Source organism: Desulfallas thermosapovorans DSM 6562 (assembly GCF_008124625.1).
GTDB lineage: Bacteria > Bacillota > Desulfotomaculia > Desulfotomaculales > Desulfallaceae > Sporotomaculum > Sporotomaculum thermosapovorans.
The window spans coordinates 48,500-73,688 of record NZ_VNHM01000015.1 but is presented as its reverse complement, the minus strand read 5'-3'; the positions used below and the strand labels follow the sequence as shown (position 1 = coordinate 73,688).

The following is a 25,189-nucleotide window of genomic DNA, read 5'->3' as shown; positions in this document are numbered from 1 at the left end:
CGCCGCGGCAATAGGCATAAAACAGAATCTTAGTCATTAAAACAGGATGATACGGTGGTTGACCTTTTATCCCTTTCTCGTATACCTTGTGGATAACCGTTAGATCCAAGTGGTCAACAAGATCACTGATAAAATAAACAAGATGTTCCTTGGGTAACCAATCCTGTGGCGCGGGCGGAAATAAATATATTTGATTTGGGTTGTATGGCTTATATCCTTTGATCATAATATTGTATATTTCGACAACTTGTACCAATTGCCCTGCTAATAGTATCTAATTTTCCTTGATTATGTTAATACTCAGACAGGCTGCTAGGTATGTATTCTGTGATCGCCACGGGCGACTGGAATCCTGTTGTGGTAGTCCAAAATTTAGGTATGGGCATACCGGCACTGTTTTTTATCTTGTTTGCCAACTGGACAACCAACCATAATCTTCTTTATTCCTCCGGCATGGCCTTACTTAATATATTCCCACGGTTAAAACGCTGGAAAAGTACGTTTATTTGCGGTATCCTGGGGACAGGCCTGGCATTGACCGGAATTGTTAATCATCTAGAGTCGTGGCTGACCTTACTCTCTTATATTTTTTCTCCACTGCTGGGGGTAGTGCTGGCCGAACTGTTAATGGTGGGTTTTGTTATGGGCAATGAAAAATCCGCAGTTGCCGTTAATTTTTCCGCCCTCATTGCAGTTGGTATGGCAGTTGTAATAGAAATATTTTTGCCGTCGCAATACGCAGCGTCTTTAGCCGGTTTGACAACTGCAGCATTAATCTATATTCTGTTAAAAAATGTATTCCATAGGTTAAGCAAACCTAATAAGACTTATTGTTGTAGAGGTAGCAGATGATAAACTTGTTCATAGGTCTGGCCGCGGGGTTCTTCGGAGGGCTTGTGGGCCTCGGCGGCGGAGTAATCATGATCCCCCTGATGGTGGGTATCTTAAAAATGAGCCAGCACAAGGCTCACGGCACAAGTCTTGTGGCGCTGGTATTTACGGGAATATCAGGAGCATTCACTTATGCCATAAATGGTGCGGTGGATTTACTTGCCTCGTTGATTTTGGCATCCACCGCTATTTTTACCGCCAGGGCGGGCGCACGCTATGCCAATGCCCTTCCGGAATATAAGCTTAAGAAATCCTTCGGCGGATTTCTAATCCTGGTCTCACTGCTCCTGCTTCTGAAGCCCTACCTGTACCATGTTGAAGAGCCCGCCACGGGATGGCTGAAAATATCGGTTCTCTTATTAACAGGGATCTTCACCGGCTTCCTCTCCGGTATGATGGGGGTCGGAGGAGGTACGATCATGGTACCTGCAATGGTGCTGCTCACCGGTTTCACCCAGCACGCCGCCCAGGGCGTGTCCCTGCTGGCCATGGTCCCGGTGGGGTTGGTTGGGGCTTATACTCACTGGCGCCTGGGAAACGTCAACACAAGTATACTTCCTGGATTAATCCCCGGCATTCTACTGGGCACGTATCTAGGTGGCTCCCTTGCCCATATACTGCCTGAAGGGGTATTGCGCATCATCTTCGCCGCTGTGCTGATTTGGACCGGGGCAAGATATTTAAGAACACCAAAACCTTCGCCTGATAAGGAAACAGTTGCGAAGGCAACAGAGGGAAAAGAGGAAAAGAGCAGCTAAGGGATTACTCCCACCGGATATACAATTGTGCATAGCCGGCATCCCGCGCACTTTTCAGGCATTAACCCGGATTTTTTGACCGCACCACCCGTTTATGATTATCAAAGGGCCTTATTTTCCTTTCGTGGGAAAAACACTTGCATGATTAAAATGCACGGGTTAAATATATATTTATATCCATAAATATTAAAAATCGTGTTTAGCAAAAAACAAGTTTATGGTAATATGGTATACAATAAAAGTACTATTATGCTCCAAAAAAGCATAATCAGCAAGAAGATGTCGAAATACTTCGGTATATAACGCATTTTTTATTCTACAGAACGAACAGTCACTTAACCCATGCGCAGCTTCGAAGTGGCTATTTTTTATACCTTTATTAGAGGAAACAGTTCTTCAAAGCCTGATAAATCACGCAAATAAGGTGGTTTTCAAATTTGAAAAACTTGTCTAATCTCATACTTAGTAATGAAGACTGGTTGGTTAACAGGTTAATTTACTATGCTAAAGCTCGAAATTACACCAAGTATACTTCAACATTGAAGGAAGCCTGGCGTGTATCCATTGCCAGCCTGACAGATACAATTATATCAGTCTTACATCACTACGACTCCCCATTGGAACTGGAACCGGACCATGATTATGCCGGAGATCCCGTTGCAGCATATGGCATTTTACAGGCTAAAAAACACCGTATGCGCGGTGTAACCCTGGCCATGTTTCTTGGTTTATTCAAATGTTACCGGCAAAGTTACCTGGACTTGATAATAGAAACGAAATTTGAGCAAAAAATAGCACAATATTACCTTTTATTCATCAATAGAATCTTCGATCGCATAGAAATAGGCATCTGCTCGGAATGGGCCGGAGAAAATGACAACAACAATATACTTGGAGACTTACAAGAGGGTAACCGGTTAATTGTTAATGAAAAGAACAAATATCTTACCCTCTGTGAAAGCATACCCAGTCCCATTTTTCTATTAGATAAAAATAACCAAATTGACTATATGAATTATTTTGCATCGGTTCTTTTTAATAACTCGCATACCCCCGGAGCTAATTATTATAATCCAAAACAAGTTCCGGAAGCATTACCATGGCTGGCTGATGAACTAAATTGTTTTGCCGCCGGCGACAAGCCCCAAATGTTATTTGAAAAGAGGCTCGGTACCTCTGAAGGTATATTGTTCTTTGAAATAAAAATGAAGAGAATGCTTGACGTCAGCGGTAAATTCACCGGTACAATAATTATCATGAACGATATAACAGAGCGCAAAAGGACCGAGAATTTATTACAAGCTTCTTATGATGAACTTTACAGGATATTTAACACTGCAGGGGACGGCATGTGGATAATCGATAAAGACTTCAATGTATTGAAAGTTAATGCTACATTTACTTCATTAACCGGAATAAAACAAGAAGACGCCATAGGCAGGAAATGTTATGAAGTTTTCTCCGGAAGCAAATGCGGTACCCCTGAGTGTACACTTATGCGCATATTAAGCGGAGAAGGAACTATACGACATGAGGTGATGAAACGACGCCGCGACGGCAAGTTATTAAAACTTATTATCACCGCAAATCCCTTTCACTCGCCTGACGGCCAGTTAACCGGTATTGTTGTAGATTACAAGGACATAAGCAAACGCAAACAAGTTGAAGAAAATCTTTTTCAAGAAAAAGAACGACTTACCATTACCCTCAACAGTATCGGCGACGGCGTTATGGCCGTAAACCGCGAGGGACGGGTAACATTGCTTAACCCGGTGGCCGAAACCCTCACCGGTTACAGTGAAACGGAAGCCCTGGGCCAGCCGGTTGAAGAGGTTTTCGAAATTGTTCACGAGGAAACCGGCGAACCTGTAACCAACCCGGTATACAAAGCTTTGGATACCGGCCAAATTATGGCTTTAGCGAACCACACGGCATTAATCGCCCGGAGCGGAACACGTACACCTATTGCCGACAGTGCTGCGCCGATTAAAGATAACACCGGCAAGATCGTGGGTGCTATTCTGGTTTTTAGAGACGTTACCAAACAAAAACAAAATGAAAAATTATTGAAGAAATATCAAATATTATTCCAATCCGCCAGGGATATTATCCTGTTTGTCCGAACTGACGGGCTTATAATCGAAGCCAACGAAGCCGCTGTCCAAGCTTACGGTTATACAAAAGAAGAACTGCTGCATACAAGCATTTACGACTTGCGCGCCGACCAAAACGTATCTCTAATAAACAGTCAAATGGAGAAGGCGAGAACATCCGGAATATTATTTGAAACCCAGCACAAGCGCAAAGATGGAAGCGTTTTCGCCGTTGAAGTCAGTTCCAGGGGTGTGGTTATAGGGAGTGAACAGGTGCTATTGAGCATTATTCGAGACATAACAGAACGCAAACTGGCAGAGGAAGCCCTTTGCAAGTCTGAAAACATGTACCGGGCTATTTTTGAAACGACGGCCAGTGCCAAAATAATTATTGAAGGGGACGGTACAATATCACTGGCCAATAAGGAATTTGAAAAACTTTCCGGTTATTCCAAAGCGGAACTGGAAGGCACCAAAAAATGGATGGATTTTGTTAAGCCGGACGATTTACAGAGGATGTATAAATACCATATAATGCGAAGAGTTGACCCTGGTTCGGCACCCAACAATTATGAATTTAAGTTTGTTAACAGGTATGGCATGGTCAAGGATATTTTAATGAGCGTTGACATGATTCCGGAAACAAATCAAAGCGTAGCCTCTATGTTGAATATCACTACCCGCAAAGAAAATGAAAGGAAGCTTGCATACGTTAGCTTGCATGATGCCCTAACCGGCTTATACAACCGCAGCTATTTCGAACAAGAAATGCAGCGCCTTGAAAAAGAAAAAATTTCCCCGGTGGGTATTATATTGTGTGATGTGGACGGTCTAAAACTTTTTAATGATACGTTGGGACATAAAGCCGGCGATAAAATTCTTAAATCTGCCGCCGGCGTGCTGAAAAATTCTTTTCGCAAGGAGGATATTATAGCCAGAATCGGTGGTGACGAGTTCGCCGTATTATTGCCCCATTGTACGGAACAAAACATAAAAAATACCATTTCAAGGATAGAAAAAGCCATTGAAAAACACAATAAGTATAATCAAGAACGTCATTTAAGCATGTCAATGGGGTTTGCGATAAGCCATGAAGCGGAATTAAACTTGAACGATCTTTTCAAAGAAGCAGATAACAACATGTACAGGCAAAAACTATACCACAGCCAAAGTTCCCGCAGTGCCATTGTCAACGCACTTATGAAAGCACTTGAAGCCAGGGACTATATCACCGAGGGGCATGCGGACCGGCTGCAAACATTTGTATCACGCCTGGCTGTAGAAATCGGTTTACCGGAACACAAAATCACCAGCCTGCGGCTTTTAGCCCAGTTTCATGATATAGGAAAAGTGGGGATACCGGATCGGATACTCCTTAAGGAAGGTCCGCTGACACCCGAAGAATATACTGAGATGCAGAGGCACTGTGAGATCGGTTACCGTATAGCACAATCTGCTCCTGATTTAAATCATATTGCGGATTGGATACTTAAACATCACGAATGGTGGAACGGTAATGGTTATCCTCTGGGCCTTAAAGGGGAGGAAATACCGCTGGAATGTCGCATACTGGCCATTGCTGACGCCTTTGATGCCATGACCAGTGACCGCCCCTACCGCAAAGCGATGACCCAGGGGGAAGCCTTAAAGGAGTTGAAAAAATGCGCAGGGATACAGTTCGACCCGGAATTAGTAGACAAGTTTATGTTATGTATTAATGGTAAGAATTGTGATAGAACATTTTCTTCATAATGAAAAAATAAAAAAACGGGTAAACCAGTTGAAAGGCTGGGGCACAAAGCCATGGGTCTAAGGCTTACTGAAGCTATGATTGCCAGGTTGCTTAAATATAGTTAAAGTTATTTTAGTAACCATAGGTTGATCATGGATTAACCTATGGTTTTTATCTGTAATGAGTTTTTGGAAACCTTTATAGGCAATTTGATGTTTGGAGTGATTCGTATTGGCCTCTGAAAAAATACTATCAAAAATAATAGATCAAATTTTAAAAAAGAATCATAACGGCGAAAAAAATAATGATCAATTTACAGAAGAAAACAATTTATATCAAGAAATAGATAGAATTCTCAGTAGCGATAAAGACAGCAAAATGTCTGCACATGTCATGACGGATTATAACACCTGCTTTAAACCGTCGGAACATACACAGCTCCTCCCCGGTAAAGTATGGATAAAGGATAACGAAATCTATGTAGAGGGATTACCCGGAATCAATGTTTTACCGTGTATTATACCAACAAAAGGCGTGGATTTATTTGTCAATCACCAAAGGGTTAATGGCAAAACAGCGGTATCCGAACACGATTATATTTATGTTGATTTACATGTTAAGAAGAAACCATTCCATCTAACCATAGATATATCCAAAGATGGGTTAATAGCATATATGTCAGTCCAATTACAGGTTGAAACAAGGTATAAACTTATAGATCAACCCCCTAAACAGCATATAGAATTAAAAACTACTACCACTACCAAAAAATATTGCCCCGTTGGTATGGATGAAATATTAACCAGAATTGAAGATGCAGGGATAAAATACGGTGTAGACTACCCGGCCATACAGCAGTTTTTAGCTAACCCCCGAGATGGTAAATATATTATTGCCAGCGGTGTCCCGCCCACTGATTCTAAGGATGATGTGGTTGATGTACTTTTTCATGAGAAAGTAATCAAACACCAGTATTCGAATAATGAAAAAATTGATTTTTTCAATCAAAAGTCTATACCTTCGGTGGATGCCGGTAACTTACTTGCAGTAAAACGCGAGGGGAAGGTGGGACAGCCGGGAATATCGGTATTTGGAGACATAGTTTTACCGAAAGAACCCAAGAAGCTGGTTGTGCGGGCTGGAAAGGGTGTAAGAGTAGAGGGAAACATGGTCTTTGCCAATATGTCCGGACGCCCCATGGTTAAAAGGATTGGCCAGGTACGGCTATTTTACGTAGAACCTTATTTAAGACATTATGGTGATATTGATTTATCTACCGGAAACCAGAATTTTCGCGGCAATATTGAAGTCTATGGTGATGTTTGCAATGGAGTATCGGTAAGGGCCGGTGGAAACATACAGATCATGGGCAGTGTTAACCGAGCTAAAGTAATGGCCATGGAATCTGTCCTGGTGGACAAGTGCATTGGATCAATAGTGCAAGCCGGAGGCGACAGTCATTACATTGGGAACTGTTACATCACCCTCAAGAATCTGCATGCTGACCTTAAAAGCCTGTCCACTTTAGTCGGTGTGATTTTAGATAACCCCAAGCTGAGTGAGTTTAAAAATCAGCTGCCCCAGATTGTTTTGCTGTTAATGGAAAAAAAGTTTAATAGAATACCAAAATTATTAAAGGAAACCGTTCACATATTAGAGATCACTCCCGTGGATATGCCGTCAGAAATCAAAGTCCTGTTGGAAATGATTAAAGAGCAAATTCCACCTCGAAACCTTACCAAACATAAACTGCAACTATTAATAGATTATGTGGAATTGGCCAAAGATTTTTTTGCTCAGCTTGGGGATGTTCCAGCCGATGTAGAGGTGGGCCATGCATTTAACAGTGTGATAGCTGCCACCAACGATGTATATGTTTCCAGCCAGGGTTGTTTTAATACAAATATTACCGCAGGGAGAAACGTTTTTATCGGTGGAGTAATGCGGGGGGGTAAGGTTTATGCAAAAGGGTCCATTACAGTGGAGGAAGCTGGTTCGGAAATTGGCACCAAAACTATTTTGCATTCAGAATCTGCCGAGATAAAAATTCTTAAAAAAATTTACGACGGAGTAGTTGTCATTGTGGGGGAGCGTAGAATTGAAATTACCAACACTATGGGGCCGACTGAATTTCGCAACGAGATGGAAAAATAGAGGAATTGCCAGGCGTATCCTGGCAATATATGCGGGTACTGCAAAAAAGCTTACCTTGTTAATTTTTGGCAATTTCTTTATCCCTGACTATCTCTGAATTTCCAGTAACATTTTTACTTTTAGCATTGGGGGTAGGACCAAGTATAGATAGTTTATCTAAAACTCCTTCGATTTCCTTAGCTTCTTTCTCATAATCCGCAACCAGCTTATTTAAGTATAATATAAAATCCTTGTCATGGAGAAAGTTTTTGACTACATTGATTTGTTCAATAGTTACATAAGTATCACTTAACAATCTCCAAAATACGTGCGCTTCTCTGGCGCCTATTCTGGATTGTTCACTTTCAACAGGATTCCTTTGCCTGGTAAAAAGCATAAGCCACTCCCCAAGTTTATTATTTTATTCTTTATTATTTACCTGGTATTCTATAATATGTATTCTAACACCAGAAACTTGGAAAATGCGACCACCCATGGACTTCAGTAATGAGTCGCGTTGCCGCTCCGGGTAAATAATAAATTCACGTGTTGCTTCTTGCACTTTTCTTACATCTTCCTCGAATGACGCAAGACAAACGAAACGTCCCTTTGGCTCGATATTGCCGGCAAAGCAACTGACGTTTATTATATGATTAAGAATTTGAATTGCCGGGAGGGTTTATATGGTAAAGGATTTTCCATCTTGCTGAGAAAATGATTATGCTAATACTATTTAAATTTCTGCCTGTAGAAACAGAACCGGGAGGGAATAAAATGAACAAAATGTTTGAACAATCAACTATAAATGGTATGTTACTAAGAAATCGCTTTGTTCGATCGGCAACATGGGAAGGAATGGCGACCGATAAGGGGGCCGTTACGCCCAAATTGATTGAAACCATGGCCAGCCTTGCCAGAGGCGGCGTGGGTTTAATTATTACCAGTCATGCCTACGTTGAGCCGGCAGGCCAGGCGGGTCCGATGCAATTGGGTGTCCATAAGGATGAACTTATTCCCGGACTCCGGGAAATGACCAGGGCGGTGCACGATTACGGCGGTAAAATAGTGCTGCAGCTTGCCCATGCCGGTAGATATGCAGCTAAAAAACTTACCGGATTGACTCCGGTGGTTGTTTCAGAGGTGCCAGGGAAGGAATATCATGAAATAACAGCGCAGGAAATACAGAATTTGGCTACCGCCTTTGCCGCCGGGGCAAGGAGGGCTAAGGAAGCCGGCTTTGATGGAGTACAAATACATTCTGCCCACGGCTACCTGCTTAGCCAGTTCCTATCCCCGTACTTCAACCAACGTAAAGACGAATACGGTGGTGACATCAAAAACAGGTCCCGGGTCCATAGACAAGTTTATAAGGCTATCAGGGATGCTGTCGGTGACAACTACCCGGTTCTTATTAAGTTGAACTGCAGTGATTTTGTTGATAACGGGCTTACCCTGGACGACTCCCTTCAGGTTGGGCGTATGCTGGCTGATTTAGGGCTGGATGCGATTGAATTAAGCGGTGGCCTGCTTAGCAATGCCAAACTCTCCCCCAGCAGGTACGGGATAAAAACCGGGGATGATGAGGCATATTTCCGGGAAGAGGCTCGCCGGTTTAAGAAAGCCATTAATATTCCGCTAATACTGGTTGGCGGCATGCGTTCATTTCAGGTAGCTGAACGCCTGTTGGGAGAAGGAACAGCAGATTATATCTCCATGAGCCGGCCGCTAATCAGGGAACCGAATTTGATTAACCGGTGGAAATCCGGCGACTACAGCAGGGCGGAATGCATATCTTGCAACGGTTGCTTTAAAGCTGCCGCGCTGGGTAACGGAGTATATTGTGCAGCCAAGAAAAAACAACAAGGTCAATAAAAGGCATGATCCGGCGACTACCTCGCTTCCCCACCAGCAGGCATGCTAAAATTACATGGTTTTTATATTATATCAACACCCAACACTGACTCCATCTGCTGCAGTGCCCACCGGTGGGCCTCTTGGTCGAAACTGGCCACCCCGTCCCGGTGTACCACCACCTGATAATCGCGGTTGCAAAGCTCTTCCACGGTATAAAGCACACATATATTGGTGCAAACCCCGGTAACATGCACTTCGTCGGGTTCAATCTCGTTCAATATCTGTTCCAGGCCGGTATTGAAAAAACCGCTATACCGGTTTTTGTACACTTTATAAACCGTTTCCCCGGGCGCTGCACAATCAACCAGCTCGGCTATAACTTCAGCACCCGGGGTGTCCTTGATACAGTGGGCGGGGAAACGTTTGAACTCCAGATCATCCGGTGCGTGGGCATCCATTATAAAAATTACCGCCTCCTGCCGGGAAACAAATTCTTTCACCAGTGCGGCCACCTTGTCCACTATCTTGACCGCCTCCGGGCCGCTGTACAGGGCACCGTCCTCCCTGATAAAGTCGTTTAGCATGTCCACCACCAGCAAAACTCTGCCGGGCATAACATCCACCTCCTGCTAACTATTGATATCTTTCTAAGCGCCGTTATTTGGCGCTAAAAAATTCTCTAAAAAGTATAGCAAATACCAGGTTATTTTGTGAAAGGCGTAACTTGCCTAAAAATAAAAGTTATCATCATTTAATAAATCCCTTGGTTTTTTTCCAAAAACAAAAATCTTCTTAATTTATCCATGTCATTAACATTCTAACACAATTTCGCTGTCATTTAAGATGGTGTTAGTTGCCATCTTCATTTTGACCGTGTCCCGCTTTGGCCAATTCTTCCTCCAGAACCTGGATTGCCCCGCTGATGCGGTGCAGCACGGTCCTGATATTTTCCGCCCGGGCCTCCAGTTCGGCCAGCGTTTTTTGTCCGGATTCGAATTCGGCTTTGAGCTCACCCAGTCTTTTTTCCAATTGCTCTTTCATCATGTCCTCCTGTTCAAGCTTCTTAGTGCTTAACTTGCTACCATTTTACACCGGGTATCCTGAAAGAGTATAAATCGCCATTATAATCTTTCCAGAAAAAATGCAGGTTTGGAGTGTTATTCGGTGGTGAAGAAGAGTGTATCCCTCCCAGGATAAAGGAACCATTGGGCATAACACTTAGATCAGAGGTCTGTCTTTCAAACTGAAAAACCACGGATTTCGCACCTAATAAAAGGCTGCCATTGGGATGAAACGCAATAATTTGCCCGTACATTCTAACCCGATGGGCACCGATAAACTCTGCGGCTGCCGTGTCCGGCCGGCGATGTACCGGATCTCGACGGAAAGCACGCCCTCCAGCTGCGTTATCGTAACACCCTGGATCTTCTCGACGGGCAGAAGCTGGCCTGCCTGTTTTTCCTCCAGGCGTCTGATCTCGAGTTTAGCAAGAAAAATATTCCTTGGCGTAGCGGGGATCTCGTATGGTTCGGCCTTGTTCTTGATCCATTTCCCGGTTAAATCCGCCTCCAGGTCAATCTCCTTGCGCCTGGCTTTCTCTTCAGCCTGCCGCTGAGCCTCCTTAACCTGTCGCCTGGTCTCCCGGGCGGAATCCCGCCCGCGGTAGCGCATGGTGCCATCACGGATCATCCGGATTTCGTCAGCCCGGTCAAATTTATCGAACATCGCGTCGTAATACGTGGTATCGCTAAATACTCCTTTCTTGGTCTGCTGCAGGCTATCAAAAATCCAGTCCAGATAGCCGCTGGCCATTGATCCCCGCCCGGCCTAATGCCAAAGGATTGCGATAACCCGCTCCTCGACGCCTTCAGTATAAAAAAAACTGTCGAGCTCGTCCTTGATGCGTTTGATGTCGCGCTGCAATTCACCGGCCAGGTGGGACTGGACCATCGCCTGGTTGCCGGCCGGCTGTGGATCTCCCGGCCGGTAACGCTCGTCCGGCCGCGGTGCGCGCCCCTGCAGCCGGCCGGCGCTTTTTTCCTTTTGCTGTTGCGTAAGAATAAAACAGTGTTTTGCCTGGTGCTAAGCTCCCTGCCGACACTTACCGCCACAGCAAGCGCGGCTTGGGACGGGCTCTGTGAGTGCTTCGCCTGCGTGTGGCGGATATTGGCGGCGGATACGATGCTGCAACAGATGCAAAGAGTTAGACAAGTAATAGATGGCAAAAGGAGATATGTATCAATGAATCAATTAACTAACAGAGTTAAATCAATTCTTATGGAAACGGCAAGAAACCTTGGCATACAAGTATTGGAGACACCGTTTCTAAATTATTATGACGCAGGAATTTATGGACTTTATACCCGCTACAAAGGCGTAGATGTGATAATTATTTCCTCAAATGTTTCTCAGGAAGAGCAAACATTTACACTGGCGCATGAACTGGCTCATTATATTTTACATAGAGAGGATCTTAATGATAGGTATTGCAGGTACCGCTACTGGAACGATAATAGATACCAGAATAGAAAAGAAGCAAGCTAATTATAATCAGATCATTTTCCAATAATCCTCTACATATTATAACAGTTGGAGCGTTCAGTATACCGCCCCGGATAACCCTGACCGTAAAAGACGCACTGGGGAATACCGACACCGATTTTGACGGAGATAATATTAACATCACCATAACCGGCGTAACGGTAGCGCCGGATAACAGCTATGGCAGCTTCAATGGCACAACACTAGTTGCAACATCCGCCGGAGCAGGCCAAAAAAGGTTTTCACATTTTGCTCACACCAAATACTCCACCTTGGCCTCCGGAAAATACTTATCCAACTTACCCCGGAACAGCTCGTCCATCTCCTCCAGCGTTGACTTTGGATAACGTACTTTCCGTAACCCTTAAGCCATAATAAAAACCCCGCAAATCTTTTTGCTAAGAGTTGCGGGGTTTTCATCTGTACATCTTATGGATTTACGATTATGATTACATAGCAAAATTTTGTTTCCTTTAACCATTCTCATCTTTCATTCAAATTAATCTCAACTTCTAATCATATATTCTCTCAACTTTTATTCAAACCAGCACACTGAATAGGGTGTGCAGGTAAATTACTCCACCGTTACGCTTTTGGCCAAGTTTCTGGGCTGGTCAACATCGCAATTCCGGGCTACGGCCATATGATAGGCCAGAAGCTGCAGCGGTATTACCGCCAGCACCGGGGCGAGAACCTGGTGGGTGCGGGGAATATACATGACCTGGTCGGCTTCTTTGGCCACCTCTTCCAGGCCCCGCATGGCCACAGCCACCACAACGGCATCCCGGGCCTTGACTTCTTTAATGTTGCTGAGCATCTTTTCAAACAAGTCGGCCTGGGTGGCCAGGGCTATAACCGGCACATCCTTTTCAATCAAAGCCAGAGTACCGTGTTTAAGTTCACCGGCGGCATAGGCTTCGGCGTGGATATAAGAGATTTCCTTGAGTTTTAATGAACCCTCCATGGCCACGGCATGATCCAGGCCCCGCCCGATGTAAAACACGCTGCCGCAGTTGCTGTACTGCCGGACAAAGTTTTCAATATCACTACCGTTTTCTAAAACAGCGCTCACTTTACCGGGTAATTTGCGCAGCTCGGCAACAATTTCAGCCGTTTCCCCAGGCCCCAGGGCACCGCGCTGCTGGGCCAGATATAAACCAATGAGGTACATGCAAACCAGCTGGGTGGTATAAGCTTTGGTGGAGGCAACGGCAATTTCCGGCCCGGCCCAGGTGTAGAGAACGTCGTCGGCCTCCCGGGCCACGGAGCTGTCCACTACATTGGTTACGGCCAGCACCCGGGCCCCTTTGCGCTTGGCTTCCCGTAGGGCTGCCAGGGTGTCGGCGGTTTCACCGCTCTGGCTGACCACAATCACCAGGGAATTGCGGTCCAAAAGGGGGTTTCGGTAGCGAAACTCCGAAGCGATATCCACTTCCACCGGGATACGGGCCAGGGATTCTATGATATGTTTACCAACCAGGCCGGCATGATAGGCTGTGCCGCAGGCGGTAATAAAGATTTTATTCATTTCCCGTAGCTGTTCTTCCGGAATGTTGATCTCCTTTAGCGTCACGCCACTGTCACCCGCGGCAATGCGCCCGCTTAAAGTATCCTTGATCGCCCGGGGCTGCTCGTGAATTTCCTTGAGCATAAAGTGGGCGTAACCATCCTTTTCAGCCTGTTTGGCCTCCCATTTAACGGTATATATTTGCTTTTCCACCGGTTGGCCGTTTCGACCCAGCACCTGCACCCGGTCCCGGGTGAGCACGGCTATTTCACCGTCCTCCAGTATATAGGTCCGGCGGGTATGGGCCAATAGCGCCGGGATATCAGAGGCCAGGAAGTTTTCCCCTTCCCCCAGCCCCACCACCAGCGGGCTATCGTGGCGGGCGGCCAGCAGTTGATCGGGTTCGTCCAGGGACAAAACCACAGCAGCGTATGAGCCATCCACTTTTTCAAGTACCCGCTGCATGGTTTCCACCAGGTCCCCCGTGTATAGCTCTTCAATTAAGTGGGGCAGCACTTCGGTATCGGTTTCGGAGCGAAACACATGCCCCTGAGAAATCAGCTGTTCCCGCAGGTTAAGGTAATTTTCTATGATACCGTTGTGCACCACCGCAAATCGCCCGGAACAGTCCAGGTGGGGGTGGGCATTGGCGTCACTGGGCCGGCCATGGGTGGCCCAGCGGGTATGCCCGATACCCACAGTGGATGTGGGCATGCTTTCGTTCATTTGCGCCCGCAGTCCAATAAGTTTACCTGTTTTCTTTTGCAGCTTGATAACGTTATCCCCAAGCACCGCGATACCAGCGGAATCATAACCACGGTACTCCAATTTTTGTAATCCGTCCAGCAATATGGGCGCCGCCTGGCGGCCCCCAATATATCCTACAATGCCACACATGCATTAAAACCTCCGTTCCCACGCTTAAATACTATAAAGATTGACCTATTTTACATATGTTGTGGGCGTTATATATAGTGTGGTAAACAGGCATAAAAATAACCGTCAAAAGGGCATACCACTCCCGACGGCATTAAACCGGTATTCCTGCCTTTGACTGGTCATCCGGCATCCTTTGTCCCCGCAGTTACCCGCGGGTTTTGTAATACCTTTAACGGTCATGACCGAACCGGGGAGCACCCGCCGAAATTTCGATAAACTCCCCCCTCGTCAACCCGGCAAAACGGGTTCTGGCGCTTTCCATTTAATTGTCGTCCGCCCGGGAGATATATTACAATGGCAGCAGGTAATTTGTTTATCACCACCTTTTTGGTCTACCGGGCAGTGCTGCCCAAAAGAGCAACCTCCCGGCAGAATTATAATTAACATCATACCTTATCCCTGTTTCCTCTGCACTGTAAAAGTTTTTCCATCACAGCTGATATAAAACATGTTTAACTATTAAAAAGCTGAAATACTAAAGATTCCTTATAATTCCTTAATCAAATTAACCAGTTCACCCACCACGACCTTTAGCTGCTCCATATCCCGGCCCTCCGCCATTACCCGCACCAGCGACTCAGTGCCCGAAGGACGCACCAGCACGCGGCCCTGGCCGGCCAGGCGTTTTTCCATTTGAGCAATGCTCTCTTTAAGCGCCGGGCTGGTCATCACCTGGTGTTTATCTGCCACACGGACGTTTTCCAAAAGTTGCGGCAAGCGTTCCATTTGTGACGCTAGCTCGGCCAGATTACGCCCGGTGGATTTTATCACCATCAGCAGTTGGAGTGCGGTGAGCACACCGTCACCTGTGGGGCTGTGATCCAAAAACAGTATATGGCCGGATTGTTCGCCGCCCAAAATCGCCCCGCTGTGCAGCAGTTCCTCCAGCACGTAACGGTCCCCCACCTTGGTCTGCAGCACCTCAATACCAGCTTCCCGCATGGCCAGGTGCAAGCCCAGATTGCTCATCACAGTTACCACCACGGTATTTTGGGGCAGCCGGTTTTGAGCTTTTAAGTGCCTGGCGCAAATAACCATAATCTGGTCACCGTCCACCAGGTTACCCCGGTGGTCCACAGCAATCAGCCGGTCGGCATCTCCGTCGTGGGCCAGGCCCAAATCTGCACCGTGATACACCACCGCATCCTGGAGCTTTTCCGGGTGGGTGGAACCGCACCCGGCATTAATATTCACTCCGTCCGGAGTGTTAAAAATGGGGATAACCCTGGCCCCAAGTTCCTCCAGCACCCGGGGGGCCACCCGGTAAGCCGCGCCGTTGGCGCAGTCCACCACTATTGTAAGCCCGCTTAAATCACCGGTAACGGTCCCTTTAAGAAAATCAATATAACGATCATCGGCATCCGTCACCCTTTGTATCCGGCCCACACCTGCTCCCACCGGTGATGGTAATTGGGTGCTGCCATCCGTCAGTAACTGTTCAATTTGCTGCTCCCTGTCATCGGGTAGTTTATAGCCGCTGGGGCCGAAGAATTTAATGCCGTTATCTTCCACGGGGTTGTGCGAGGCTGATATTACCACACCCCCGGCGGCATTCAGTTCCCTGGTCAGCAGTGCTATGGCGGGTGTGGGAATAACCCCCACCGTTAATACATCTACGCCGGTGGAACAAATACCGGCGGCCAGGGCTGCCTCCAGCATATCCCCGGAAACACGGGTGTCACGACCCACCACCAACCGCTTGGGCAGATTGTCTCCCGCCAGCACGTGTGCCCCGGCCCGGCCCAATTTATAAGCCAGCTCGGGGGTGAGATCCTTATTGGCAACGCCACGCACACCATCGGTGCCGAATAACCGTGTCATTAATACATTACCTCCTGAAATGCGATAAACAGTTAATTGAAGCCCTTGACATTTTTGCAATGAAAATGGAAATTTTTACGTGCAGATACATAAAGTATATACTTTCGTTATCTATGTGTCAATTTACCGAAAAATAAACAAGAATTAGCCTTTAAAGTATGTTCACGCACAAGCCGGCCAACATAGAAGACTCCAGCCAACTTAGAGATTGATATAGAGATTATTGGTGAAACCAGTACAGCACCTGGCACGGACTTGTCGAACAGTCACTTTAATTGACGGTCAATTGGTTAAACCAGCGCTTTATATAATATGCCCCACGCCTCGCTGTCGTTCAAATGCATCTTTTATCAATCATATTCGTTACAAACCGGCCTGGCTCACCTTAACGCCGTTTTCCAGCCTGACCAGGCTAAAATCCGTCAACTGCTCCCGGGCGGCGGCCACAATATAATCATGGCAGGTAAAAAATATTATCTGCTGTTTTTGGGCCATTTTTTTAATTACCTGCCAGGCGCCCCGCATGCGACCGGCATCAAAATCAACCAAAATATCATCCAGTATGATAGGCATGGGGGCAACCACCGAGCTAAAGTGTTCGGCCAGTGCCATGCGCACCGCCAGGTAAAGTTGACCCGCCGCCCCCCTGCTGAGGAACCGGGCGGGCACCCGGCTCCCCCCCGGCTCTTCCACCACCAAACCGGTTGTTTCCCCCACCGGGGCCACCACCCGGGTATATCGCCCCCGGGTCATGGGACCGATTAGCCGGGAAGCCCGGGCCAGTACGGCGGGCTGGCGCTCCCGCTCGTGTTTTTCCCTGGCCATCTCCAGCAGAGCGGCACACAAGACCGTCACCTGCCAGTGCCTGGCCCGGGCCGCCAGCCTTTCCCGCAGCATAGCCCGTTGCTGCCTGGCCCGGGCTAATTCCTCACCGTTTTCCAGCACCTGCAACTGTTGTTTTATGGCCGCAGACTGATCACCCAACCGGGCCAATTCATTTTCAGCCCGCGCCAAAAATTCTTCTAAAGCCCGGAGCTGGGCTTCATGTTCCCCCCTGGTAGTGTTGACCAGTTCTTCGTGCAATTCCTGCAGGTCCCCGGCCGATCCGGCAATATTCAAAAGCTGCCCTCCAAGGGTTTCAATCCGGTGTTCCAGTTGCCGCAACTCCCGGTAAAAGGCCATACGGCGTCGAAAATCCTCGGTGTCACCGGCATCAACAAGGTCCAGAAGTTCCTGAATATCCTGCTCTATAGCGGCCAGATTGTCCAGCGCCAGTTTTTGCCCTTCCCGCGCCTCCTGCAACTCTTCCTCATATCTCATGCACCGGGCTTTACCCTCCAACTGCTCATTCAACAAATTAGCCACATGCGTAATATAGCCCGCCACATGGTTTCGGGAAGGCCTTGTCTGGCCTAACTTCTCCGCCAGTGCAATAACCCGGTCTTCATATTCCCGCACCATTACGGCCGCCTGTTCCAGTGTCTTTCTTTCCGCCTGCAGGCCCCGGAGCCCGTCGGCAATCCTTTCCACCAGGGTCAAGAAATCTGCGGCCGCCCCGGTGTCCAGTAACGGCAGTCCCCCGTGACTCAACCACTGTCGCCACTCGTCTTCCAGTTTTTCCCGTGCTTTTTGGAGATCAGCCTGTTCCTTCTCCACCTGTAGCATTTCCCCGGTAGCCCGGGATAACGCCCCGGCGGCCTGTTCCAGACGGGCAAGTAATTCACGTCTTACGCGCCGGGTTTCCAACTCTCCCAACAGGCGCTGCCTGAGCCCGGGGATATCCTCCCGGGCCAGGGTTTCACGCCCGTTTAAAGCTAATGCCAACCGGCGCAGCCTGTCCACCCCGGCGGTTATTTCATTATTCAAGCGTGCCAGTTCCTGCTCCGCTGCGGCCCGGGCCTTTTCCAGCGCGGCGATTTCACCGCGCAATTCTTCCGCCCGGCTGTGGCGTTCCCTGGCCTGTCCCGCCAGTATGCCATAAAGCAATACAGCCAGGCCAATACCACCGCCCATAATTAATAAACCCAATGCCGTGTGGTGCAATGCAACTCCGGCACCCAGGCAGCCCAACAGCACCGGGGCCAACACCGGCCAGAGCGGCTTTTTAGCGCCTGCAGCCTGTCCCAGTGATGTTTCCAGCCTCTGCCTGCGCTCATTAATTTCTGCCAGTTTATTTTGCTGTATATCCACCATAAACCGGTGCCGTTGCTGTTGTTCCAGTTCAACAGCCGCCTGGTCCAGCATCTCCAGTCTTTGCTCCGCTGTTATACCGTTATCATCAAGGGGCGCGGGCAGTGCGGCCAATTGGGAAGCAAAGGCCTCCTTAGTTGCCTTTAGCCCGGTCAATTCCCTGCGGACACCGGACAGCCGGGCGGAGCAGTCCGCAGTTTTTTGCTCCAGGGACATGAAACGGCGGCTGAAATCATCCACCTGCCTCCTTACGGCCAGGGAGGTGTCCAACTGCATGAGCTTGTTTTCATTCCAGCCCGGCCCCAGGGAGGATAGTTTTTCCTGTACCGCCCGCTCTCCCTCCGTAACCCTTGCCTTTAGCTCCGCCAGCATTTGCTTTTTTTCCAGGTACAGGGAGCGCTCCCCGGTTAATTCTTCAATTTCGGCGGCACAGGCCAGTATTTTCTCATCCACTTTTATGTCGGCCAGCCTGGCAGCTATGGCCTGCACCTTTTTATCCCAGGCCCTTATCTCGGCCTGTTTTTCATCACGCCTGGCCTCAAGGCTGCTCAGCCGTTCCATACCGTCGTCAGGAAATTGTGTAGCCGGTGTAAAGCCGGCCGCCACCCGTCCTTTGGCTACCAGGCATTGCTGCAATTCATTCCAGGGAGCCCGGGCTTTAAGCAGGTTATCCAGTCGGCGCAGGCGCCTTTGCCCCTCATCCCTTTCGGCCCGGAGGCGGTCTTTTTGGCCTTCCAGCTCCTTTAATTGCTGCTGCAAAGTATTGTATTGTTCAGGCTGCTGTTCCAATTCTTTTATTTGCCGGTCCAGGGCATCCAATTCACCCAACAGCTTATTTAATACCGGTGCCCTTCCCCGGGGTTTAAACAATGTACCGGCGGTCTTGTCCAACCAGGCGGCGGCACCGGCCAAGCGCTGCGGTCCTGTGCCCGTGCCCGCACCGTAAATATGAGCACTGACCTCGTCCCGGGCCAAATCTTCCAGTTTGCGCAGTTCATCCATGCCGAAGGCAAAAATATTTTTAAACAACGCCGGGCTCACCCCCCGGAGAATACCGGTCTTTAAAAGCTCTTCCCCGGCGCGGCTGCCGTCGGGCAACTCCACCACCACCCGGCCGTTGCCCCGCCCGCTGCGTTTTACCCGGTAGATTTCACCGCCTTCCTCTAAAAGCAGCCACCCGCTATTGGGCCTGTCTCCCACCGGCTCGCCATGGACGCCCTCGGACTTGTAACCAAAAAGCACGGCCCGGATAAAAGAAAGCAATGTGGACTTACCCGCTTCATTCAAACCGTATATCAGGCATGGACCGGGGCTCAGTTCCTCTTCAGTGAGCGAAAAATCATGCAGCGGCCCGTAATTCTCTATATGTACTCCCACCAGTCGCACAGTTAATCAATCATTCCCTTCCTCGTGCTCCCAGAGCAAATCCAGCGCCAAATCTTCCGCTGCCTCCAGCAGCGCATCAAACTCCTCGTCACCCGGCAGCGGTATGTACCGGGCCATCCGGTGGTGCAGCGGTGCCAGAGCCTGTCGAAGCAGTTCCCGCACATTATTACCCGTCCCGCCGGTACCGGAAGATTCCCGGGCCTGCCGGCTGATGACCAGCAAATCTCCCAGCAGTGTTTCGCTATCCCGCAGTTGTTCCTTGTCCACCAGCAGTTTAGTGCTGCACCGGATAGATTCCGGCCACACAAAGCTGCCCCCGGGCCCGGCAAACCGGCCGCGCATTTCTTCCAGTATACCTTCCAGTACCCCGGCATGCTTTAATGACCGGTGCAATGCACCGCGCCCGTTTAGTTCCAGCCGGGCCACCACTGATCGCCCGCCATGCTGGTGACGCAACAGGGCCAGCCGCTCATCTATTTTATCCAACAGTTCCTGTTCCGTGGCCAGGCCATCTATAGGCACCTGCACATGCTCCCAGCGCACACAATCCACCGGCAAAAACTCAAGCGCAGTAGCGCCGCTATCCTGTACCCGTACCAGGTAACAGCCCCGGGCTCCGGTTTCCCGGGGATGGCGCCCCTGGGTGTTGCCGGGATAAACAATCCAGGGATTTTGCTTATATAGCAAATTACGGCGGTGCACATGTCCCAGCGCCCAGTAATCAAAACCCGCTTGCACCAATTCTTGTAGATGGCAGGGGGCATAATTGGCGTGTTCGGTATCTCCCCCCACGTTGCAGTGCAGCACGGCCACAGCAAAGGGTGCATCCGGCTCGCGCTTAAAGAGAGCGGCATAATTTTCGCAAACATCCCGCCGGGGATAACTGATTCCGTATACCCGGGCTATTTCCCGCTCGCTCCGTATCACGGGCCAGGCCGCCACCTCACCCGCAGGGAAAAAATAGACATTGCCGGGCCAGGTCAGAGCAGCCCGTCGCCCATCATCATGGTCGTGGTTACCGTGGGCGACAAAAACGGGGATTCCCGCTTCGGCCAGCCGCTCCATGGCACTCTGGAAACGCAACTGTGCCCTTAGACTGCGGTCCGTAAGGTCATAGATATCCCCTGCCAGTACAAGAAAATCCACCCGGTATAAAAGGCAGGCCCGCACTATGTTATCAAGGGCTGTAAAGGTACAGTCCCGTAGCTGCCGGAGCACGTTTTCCCGGGTATCCGGGTCTGCAAAATCTATTTGGTCGTAACCCCGGAAAGGGCTGTCCAGGTGTAAATCCGCCGCGTGAATAAAGGAAAAACCAGCGTTCACAAAAACACCCCGTTATTACCTCAAGGATATGCCAACATTTTGTTGTTTTCCCCCCAACCAATCCCGGTTGAAACTTTTGGGAAAACCAGTTAAAATGTTTAGCAGAAAGGAGCATAGATTATGTCCGATAGAGTACGTTTTACCATTGCATTTATCATGCTGGCCATTGCCGCCTACATTTATATTACCAAAGTACCCCATTAAACACTGCCGGTAAGCCGTTTTTAACAACTAATAAACGGTTTATTTGACCTGTTCATTATACACCCTTCATTTACATTCTGCATCCTGGAGAACAGAAGGGATGTAGTATTAAGCCCATGGAACCCGGGGGCAATTTGGCCGGCATTTTTTCCAGCAGTTCCACCGCGCTCACCCCCGCCTGCCGGGCCAGGTTTTGTTCATGCCTGGCAAGTTCCTCTTTTAACCAGGATACCAGCCGGAAGCCACGATATATCTACATCTCCATATTGGACTTTTTTTCATTGCTTTTCGCTCCCAATAATACGTAAAGTCGAAAAAAAACTTTATCCAAAATGTTAAGTATATTATAATATGTTAAATAATTAACAAAGTATATACATCTTTTCCCACTTAATACTATTGTTATAATAAAATATAGCCCTTATTAAGGGCTAACGGGCTAGACCAAAACTAACGAAAAGGAGTTGACTTATGAAAACCATCTCGGTGTATGGAGTAAATAAAAACAGCGGCAACACCACAATAGCCGTAGAATTGGCTTTAATCAGCCAAAAAAAGGGTCTCAAAACACTACTGGTGGACCTGGATATTCATACCGGTAATGTTACAAAACGACTTAAGCTTAACCGGCACCCCAATATCAGTGACTGGTGCGAAGATATTTACCTGGCCTGCAAGGAAACATCCATCATCAATATAAAATATACCCAGGACCAGTGGTTACAGTTTCTACAAAGGCATTCCTCAGGCCTGGACGTCTTGACCAGCAGTTCGAATAAAAAACTGCCTGGTTACGGCAACATTTATTATGAAATCAAAATCATTTATAACTCCCTGATAGACAGCGATTATGATGTCATCGTATTCGATATGAGTAATATTCCCACCAGTTTCAGCTATATGGTTTTGGAAGACGTGGATTTACCCATACTGGTGGTGGACACATTCAGATATAATTTAAAGCTGCTGAAGCATTTTATCTGGGATCTTGAAGATGTGCATTTTCCGGTAAACAAACTGAAGCTACTTTTTAACCGGGAAGCCTCCCCGGTTGAGGACCTGCCGGAAACTGTAGCCCAGGATTTTAAACTACCTGTTTTGGGCGTGCTACCCGAGGTACAACCGGAACGGGAATTCTGTGACGCGGATGAATTTAACAAAAGGCTATCGGAACTATTTGACAAATTCATGGGATTACCTTCGTAAACATTGTATGCCATTGGAAAGGAGCTGTCCGAACCGGCGGTCCAAACACTAAGAGCATTGAGTCCCGGCCCAATGCTCTTAGTGTTTTTTAGAACTATCTGTGCGCAAAAAATCCCGGGCTCATTAACTAAGAAGTCCGGGACGCATATATGCTACTCACCTGCATCTTCAGTATTTTCTTCCTCTTCCGGTGGCTGTGGCGGTTCTGTTTCCTGCGGTACAATGGGCAATGTAATATGCACCCGGTCAGGCTTTACTGATGTAGCCCCGTCGGGCAGTACCAGCACCACTTCCCTGGCCACGTCCTCGGTGGCACCAGAAATATCTACCTTTAATGATTGCACCTCTGCGAGGTTTTCAATTACCTGCCGGGGCCCGGTCACCCACACTAAAGCAGGCTGCACCAGAATCTCGCCCACCTCATAGCCTTCACCCGGCGCACCGGTAAGATTGATCCGCACCGGCAGTTCCCTGGCGGGCAGTGCCGTCACCGGCACAGTTACCGATACCCGGCCGGGGCTGACGGTTACACCCTTAACACCTGTTTGCAGGGCCACATCCCGTACCAGGGTATCCTCCGCTCCGGATACATCCACCGTCACCCCCACACGGTTGATTTCAGCCAGTAGTTTGCTTGGTCCGTGCAGAGTTACCACCGGCGGTTCCAATACAGGGTCTCCCCTTTGCAAGCCCTGGGCAACCCTACCCTTAAAATTAAGTGTCACCGGTACGTTTTTTTGGGTTATCCGGTCGGTCAGGACCTTTACTGTCCGGGGCGTCACCTGCAGCAGCTCAACTCCCGGCGGTGTGGTAACCTGTACGGGCAGTTCCCATTCCCCTTCGGCAACCCCCATCAAATTGACCTGGGCGGTAAAATCACCCGCCCCCAGAGCGGAACCGATGGTCCTGGGTCCTTGCACCCTTATATGCACCTTTTCCGGCAGCCCGCTAATTACATAACCTTCGGGTTTCCCCTGTACTGCCAGTGGAATGTGGTAATTTCGGCTCATTAGCGGGTTTTGCTCGTTGGTTACATACACCCACAGCAACAGAGCCATAAAAAGGGCCAGTATTTTTATGGAATTATCCCGCCAGCGAAAAGCCATCAAGGTATCACCTCCACTGCCAGATTGAGGACAGGGCACTACGGGTGGTGGTGGGCTGCAAAAACTTAACCAGCAGTTCGTGTAAACCCGCCTCATTTAAACGCCGGTAAAGGGTCCCTTCCAGAGCCATGGACACAATTCCCGTTTCTTCTGAAACCACCACCGCCAGGGCATCCGACTGTTCCGTCACCCCCACGGCGGCCCGGTGCCTGGTACCCAGTTCCCTGCTTAACTCCCTGCTTTCGGATAGCGGCAGAACACAAGCCGCGGCCACCAGCCTATCCCCCCGGATAATGGCGGCACCATCATGCAGCGGTGACTTGTTGATAAAAATATTCATCAGTAGCTCGGCGGATACTATACCGTCCACCTTGATGCCGGTGTCTGCCAATTCCTGCAGACCGGTGGCCCGTTCTAAAATAATCAGTGCTCCGGTCCGGGTGCCGGACATATTCTGCACAGCCCGGACCACCTCATTAATCAGGGCACTACGGTCACCCTCGGCCATCTGGGTCAGCGGGCGGGAAAAGAAATCACCTCCGCCCAGTTTTTCCAAAGCCCGGCGTAATTCCGGCTGGAAAACAATGGGCAGCGCCACCACCAAGCCGGTTAAGGTATACCTGAGCAACCAGTGTACTGTATGCAAATTAAGCAAACTGCTCACCGCAGTGGCCACCAGCAGCACCGCCAAACCTTTAATCAACTGCACAGCCCGGGTATCCCGGATCAGCAGCATCAAGCGGTACAGCACAAAGGCCACGATTAAAATATCGATAACACTGACTATATTAAATACATCCAGATTGAAATTAAGATTGTCCTTAAGTGCCCTGAGGTAGTCCATATTTGTACCTCCGTAAAACAACCGGCTTTACCTGTTTTATATTTTAACACATGGCCTGTGAAAAAACCGTCAATAATCACTAACTGCAAAAAATCAGCTTTACCTGTAAAACGACCTGGCTTTTATTTTTCATCCTTTAACATATTCTCTGCCGCCAGCAAAGCCGCCCGGTATACACTTTGCACCGGCACGCCGTGCTCCCTGGCCCTGGCCCGGCAATCTTCATACTCCGGAGCGTACCTTAAGGGCCGTCCCCCCGCTCCCTCCAGGGCCAGCTTAACCCGCAACGTGCCATAGCGGGTCTGTACCGTGATAAAATCCCGGTATAAACATGCCCGCCGTTCGGTGCGCAGGCGCACCCCCAGGGTGGAGGTTTCGGAAAAGATTATCTGCAGCAAAATGTCCTGTATATTCTCCCTGGCCAGCACCGTCAGCATAGTTCCGGGCCGCCCCTTTTTCATAACGACAGGCTGCAGATAAGCGTCCAGCGCCCCGGCCTCCAGCAGCCGGTCCAGCAGGTGGGGAAAGAACTCCGGGTTCATATCATCAATGGCGGTTTCCATAACCAGTACATCTTCAGTGTAAAACATATTACCCCTCCCGGATGTTAAAAAAGGCAATGCACACCACAACCTGTAACAGGTGAAGTATGATTGCCGGA

Annotated in this window: 19 protein-coding genes and 1 riboswitch; of the genes, 7 read left to right on the top strand and 12 right to left on the bottom strand. The window is 48.6% G+C overall.

Annotated features, from left to right (window positions below; translation table 11 throughout):
• On the bottom strand, positions 1 to 226 hold a 226-nt coding region (locus LX24_RS15375; RefSeq protein ID WP_479723367.1), incomplete at its 3' end, for a transposase.
• Positions 227 to 327: 101 nt separating this feature from the next.
• On the opposite strand from LX24_RS15375, the gene LX24_RS12180 reads away from it, so the two are divergent.
• The 4 genes from LX24_RS12180 to LX24_RS12165 all read left to right on the top strand — a co-directional run bounded on the left by LX24_RS12180 (position 328) and on the right by LX24_RS12165 (position 7,628).
• Positions 328 to 852, top strand: coding sequence for a cytosine permease (locus LX24_RS12180; RefSeq protein ID WP_207706606.1), 525 nt, complete (start codon positions 328 to 330; stop codon positions 850 to 852).
• Entirely contained in the window at positions 849 to 1,649 is an 801-nt protein-coding gene (locus tag LX24_RS12175) for a sulfite exporter TauE/SafE family protein (RefSeq protein WP_207706605.1), read from the top strand. The genes LX24_RS12180 and LX24_RS12175 overlap by 4 nt, the downstream gene beginning before the upstream one ends.
• 437 nt (positions 1,650 to 2,086) lie before the next feature.
• Entirely contained in the window at positions 2,087 to 5,494 is a 3,408-nt protein-coding gene (locus LX24_RS12170) for a PAS domain S-box protein (protein ID WP_166512427.1), read from the top strand.
• A gap of 8 nt (positions 5,495 to 5,502) precedes the next feature.
• A riboswitch (cyclic di-GMP riboswitch) is annotated at positions 5,503 to 5,589 on the top strand.
• A 116-nt stretch (positions 5,590 to 5,705) separates the two neighbouring features.
• The gene (locus LX24_RS12165) at positions 5,706 to 7,628 is read left to right on the top strand and encodes a DUF342 domain-containing protein (RefSeq protein ID WP_166512426.1); all 1,923 of its coding nucleotides are present in this window, start codon (positions 5,706 to 5,708) and stop codon (positions 7,626 to 7,628) included.
• 58 nt (positions 7,629 to 7,686) lie between these two features.
• Here the strand turns inward: LX24_RS12165 and LX24_RS12160 are convergent, their stop codons facing one another.
• The gene (locus LX24_RS12160) at positions 7,687 to 8,004 is read right to left on the bottom strand and encodes a hypothetical protein (protein WP_166512425.1); all 318 of its coding nucleotides are present in this window, start codon (positions 8,002 to 8,004) and stop codon (positions 7,687 to 7,689) included.
• Between the two features lie 377 nt (positions 8,005 to 8,381).
• Between LX24_RS12160 and LX24_RS12155 the strand changes: the two genes are divergently transcribed.
• Complete coding sequence (locus LX24_RS12155) at positions 8,382 to 9,479, top strand: NADH:flavin oxidoreductase (protein ID WP_166512424.1); 1,098 nt, start codon at positions 8,382 to 8,384, stop codon at positions 9,477 to 9,479.
• Between the two features lie 62 nt (positions 9,480 to 9,541).
• Here the strand turns inward: LX24_RS12155 and LX24_RS12150 are convergent, their stop codons facing one another.
• The 3 genes from LX24_RS12150 to LX24_RS12140 all read right to left on the bottom strand — a co-directional run bounded on the left by LX24_RS12150 (position 9,542) and on the right by LX24_RS12140 (position 11,273).
• Complete coding sequence (locus tag LX24_RS12150) at positions 9,542 to 10,075, bottom strand: cysteine hydrolase family protein (RefSeq protein WP_166512423.1); 534 nt, start codon at positions 10,073 to 10,075, stop codon at positions 9,542 to 9,544.
• Between the two features lie 235 nt (positions 10,076 to 10,310).
• Positions 10,311 to 10,505, bottom strand: a complete 195-nt coding sequence (locus tag LX24_RS12145) for a hypothetical protein (protein ID WP_243131731.1) — start codon at positions 10,503 to 10,505, stop codon at positions 10,311 to 10,313.
• A gap of 222 nt (positions 10,506 to 10,727) precedes the next feature.
• A complete protein-coding gene (locus LX24_RS12140) occupies positions 10,728 to 11,273 on the bottom strand; it encodes a hypothetical protein (RefSeq protein ID WP_166512421.1) in 546 nt (181 codons plus the stop codon).
• Between the two features lie 18 nt (positions 11,274 to 11,291).
• Here LX24_RS12140 and LX24_RS12135 point away from each other — a divergent pair, with 18 nt between their 5' ends.
• On the top strand, positions 11,292 to 12,005 hold the full coding sequence (locus tag LX24_RS12135) for an ImmA/IrrE family metallo-endopeptidase (RefSeq protein WP_166512420.1): 714 nt from the start codon (positions 11,292 to 11,294) through the stop codon (positions 12,003 to 12,005).
• Positions 12,006 to 12,576: 571 nt separating this feature from the next.
• Here the strand turns inward: LX24_RS12135 and glmS are convergent.
• The 4 genes from glmS to LX24_RS12115 form a co-directional block, all read right to left on the bottom strand.
• Complete coding sequence (gene glmS / locus LX24_RS12130) at positions 12,577 to 14,406, bottom strand: glutamine--fructose-6-phosphate transaminase (isomerizing) (RefSeq protein WP_166512419.1); 1,830 nt, start codon at positions 14,404 to 14,406, stop codon at positions 12,577 to 12,579.
• A gap of 528 nt (positions 14,407 to 14,934) precedes the next feature.
• The gene (glmM, locus tag LX24_RS12125) at positions 14,935 to 16,269 is read right to left on the bottom strand and encodes a phosphoglucosamine mutase (RefSeq protein WP_166512418.1); all 1,335 of its coding nucleotides are present in this window, start codon (positions 16,267 to 16,269) and stop codon (positions 14,935 to 14,937) included.
• 363 nt (positions 16,270 to 16,632) lie between these two features.
• Positions 16,633 to 19,845 (bottom strand): AAA family ATPase, encoded by a 3,213-nt coding sequence (locus tag LX24_RS12120; RefSeq protein WP_166512417.1) that lies wholly within the window; start codon positions 19,843 to 19,845, stop codon positions 16,633 to 16,635.
• A 6-nt stretch (positions 19,846 to 19,851) separates the two neighbouring features.
• On the bottom strand, positions 19,852 to 21,168 hold the full coding sequence (locus LX24_RS12115; RefSeq protein WP_166512416.1) for a metallophosphoesterase family protein: 1,317 nt from the start codon (positions 21,166 to 21,168) through the stop codon (positions 19,852 to 19,854).
• A gap of 675 nt (positions 21,169 to 21,843) precedes the next feature.
• Between LX24_RS12115 and LX24_RS12110 the strand changes: the two genes are divergently transcribed.
• Positions 21,844 to 22,578 carry a CpaE/TadZ family protein gene (locus LX24_RS12110; RefSeq protein ID WP_166512415.1) on the top strand — a complete coding sequence of 245 codons (735 nt, stop codon included), beginning with the start codon at positions 21,844 to 21,846 and terminating at the stop codon, positions 22,576 to 22,578.
• A gap of 152 nt (positions 22,579 to 22,730) precedes the next feature.
• Here LX24_RS12110 and LX24_RS12105 read toward each other — a convergent pair whose 3' ends face one another.
• The 3 genes from LX24_RS12105 to larC2 form a co-directional block, all read right to left on the bottom strand.
• Positions 22,731 to 23,684 carry a CdaR family protein gene (locus tag LX24_RS12105; RefSeq protein ID WP_166512414.1) on the bottom strand — a complete coding sequence of 318 codons (954 nt, stop codon included), beginning with the start codon at positions 23,682 to 23,684 and terminating at the stop codon, positions 22,731 to 22,733.
• Between the two features lie 7 nt (positions 23,685 to 23,691).
• Positions 23,692 to 24,528, bottom strand: coding sequence for a diadenylate cyclase CdaA (gene cdaA, locus LX24_RS12100; protein ID WP_166512413.1), 837 nt, complete (start codon positions 24,526 to 24,528; stop codon positions 23,692 to 23,694).
• Between the two features lie 122 nt (positions 24,529 to 24,650).
• Positions 24,651 to 25,118: a nickel pincer cofactor biosynthesis protein LarC2 gene (larC2, locus tag LX24_RS12095; protein ID WP_166512412.1), complete on the bottom strand. Its 468-nt coding sequence runs from the start codon at positions 25,116 to 25,118 to the stop codon at positions 24,651 to 24,653.
• Positions 25,119 to 25,189: the final 71 nt, after the last annotated feature.

What these genes read in the sequence shown, in the direction of transcription:
- LX24_RS12160 (WP_166512425.1), bottom strand. Translation starts at nt 8,004, where the DNA reads ATGCTTTTTACCAGGCAAAGGAATCCTGTTGAAAGTGAACAATCCAGA.
- LX24_RS12140 (WP_166512421.1), bottom strand. Translation starts at nt 11,273, where the DNA reads ATGGCCAGCGGCTATCTGGACTGGATTTTTGATAGCCTGCAGCAGACC.
- larC2 (WP_166512412.1), bottom strand. Translation starts at nt 25,118, where the DNA reads ATGTTTTACACTGAAGATGTACTGGTTATGGAAACCGCCATTGATGAT.
- glmS (WP_166512419.1), bottom strand. Translation starts at nt 14,406, where the DNA reads ATGTGTGGCATTGTAGGATATATTGGGGGCCGCCAGGCGGCGCCCATA.
- LX24_RS12135 (WP_166512420.1), top strand. Translation starts at nt 11,292, where the DNA reads ATGCCAAAGGATTGCGATAACCCGCTCCTCGACGCCTTCAGTATAAAA.
- LX24_RS12155 (WP_166512424.1), top strand. Translation starts at nt 8,382, where the DNA reads ATGAACAAAATGTTTGAACAATCAACTATAAATGGTATGTTACTAAGA.
- LX24_RS12145 (WP_243131731.1), bottom strand. Translation starts at nt 10,505, where the DNA reads ATGATGAAAGAGCAATTGGAAAAAAGACTGGGTGAGCTCAAAGCCGAA.
- cdaA (WP_166512413.1), bottom strand. Translation starts at nt 24,528, where the DNA reads ATGGACTACCTCAGGGCACTTAAGGACAATCTTAATTTCAATCTGGAT.
- LX24_RS12105 (WP_166512414.1), bottom strand. Translation starts at nt 23,684, where the DNA reads ATGGCTTTTCGCTGGCGGGATAATTCCATAAAAATACTGGCCCTTTTT.
- LX24_RS12175 (WP_207706605.1), top strand. Translation starts at nt 849, where the DNA reads ATGATAAACTTGTTCATAGGTCTGGCCGCGGGGTTCTTCGGAGGGCTT.
- LX24_RS12150 (WP_166512423.1), bottom strand. Translation starts at nt 10,075, where the DNA reads ATGCCCGGCAGAGTTTTGCTGGTGGTGGACATGCTAAACGACTTTATC.
- LX24_RS12110 (WP_166512415.1), top strand. Translation starts at nt 21,844, where the DNA reads ATGAAAACCATCTCGGTGTATGGAGTAAATAAAAACAGCGGCAACACC.
- glmM (WP_166512418.1), bottom strand. Translation starts at nt 16,269, where the DNA reads ATGACACGGTTATTCGGCACCGATGGTGTGCGTGGCGTTGCCAATAAG.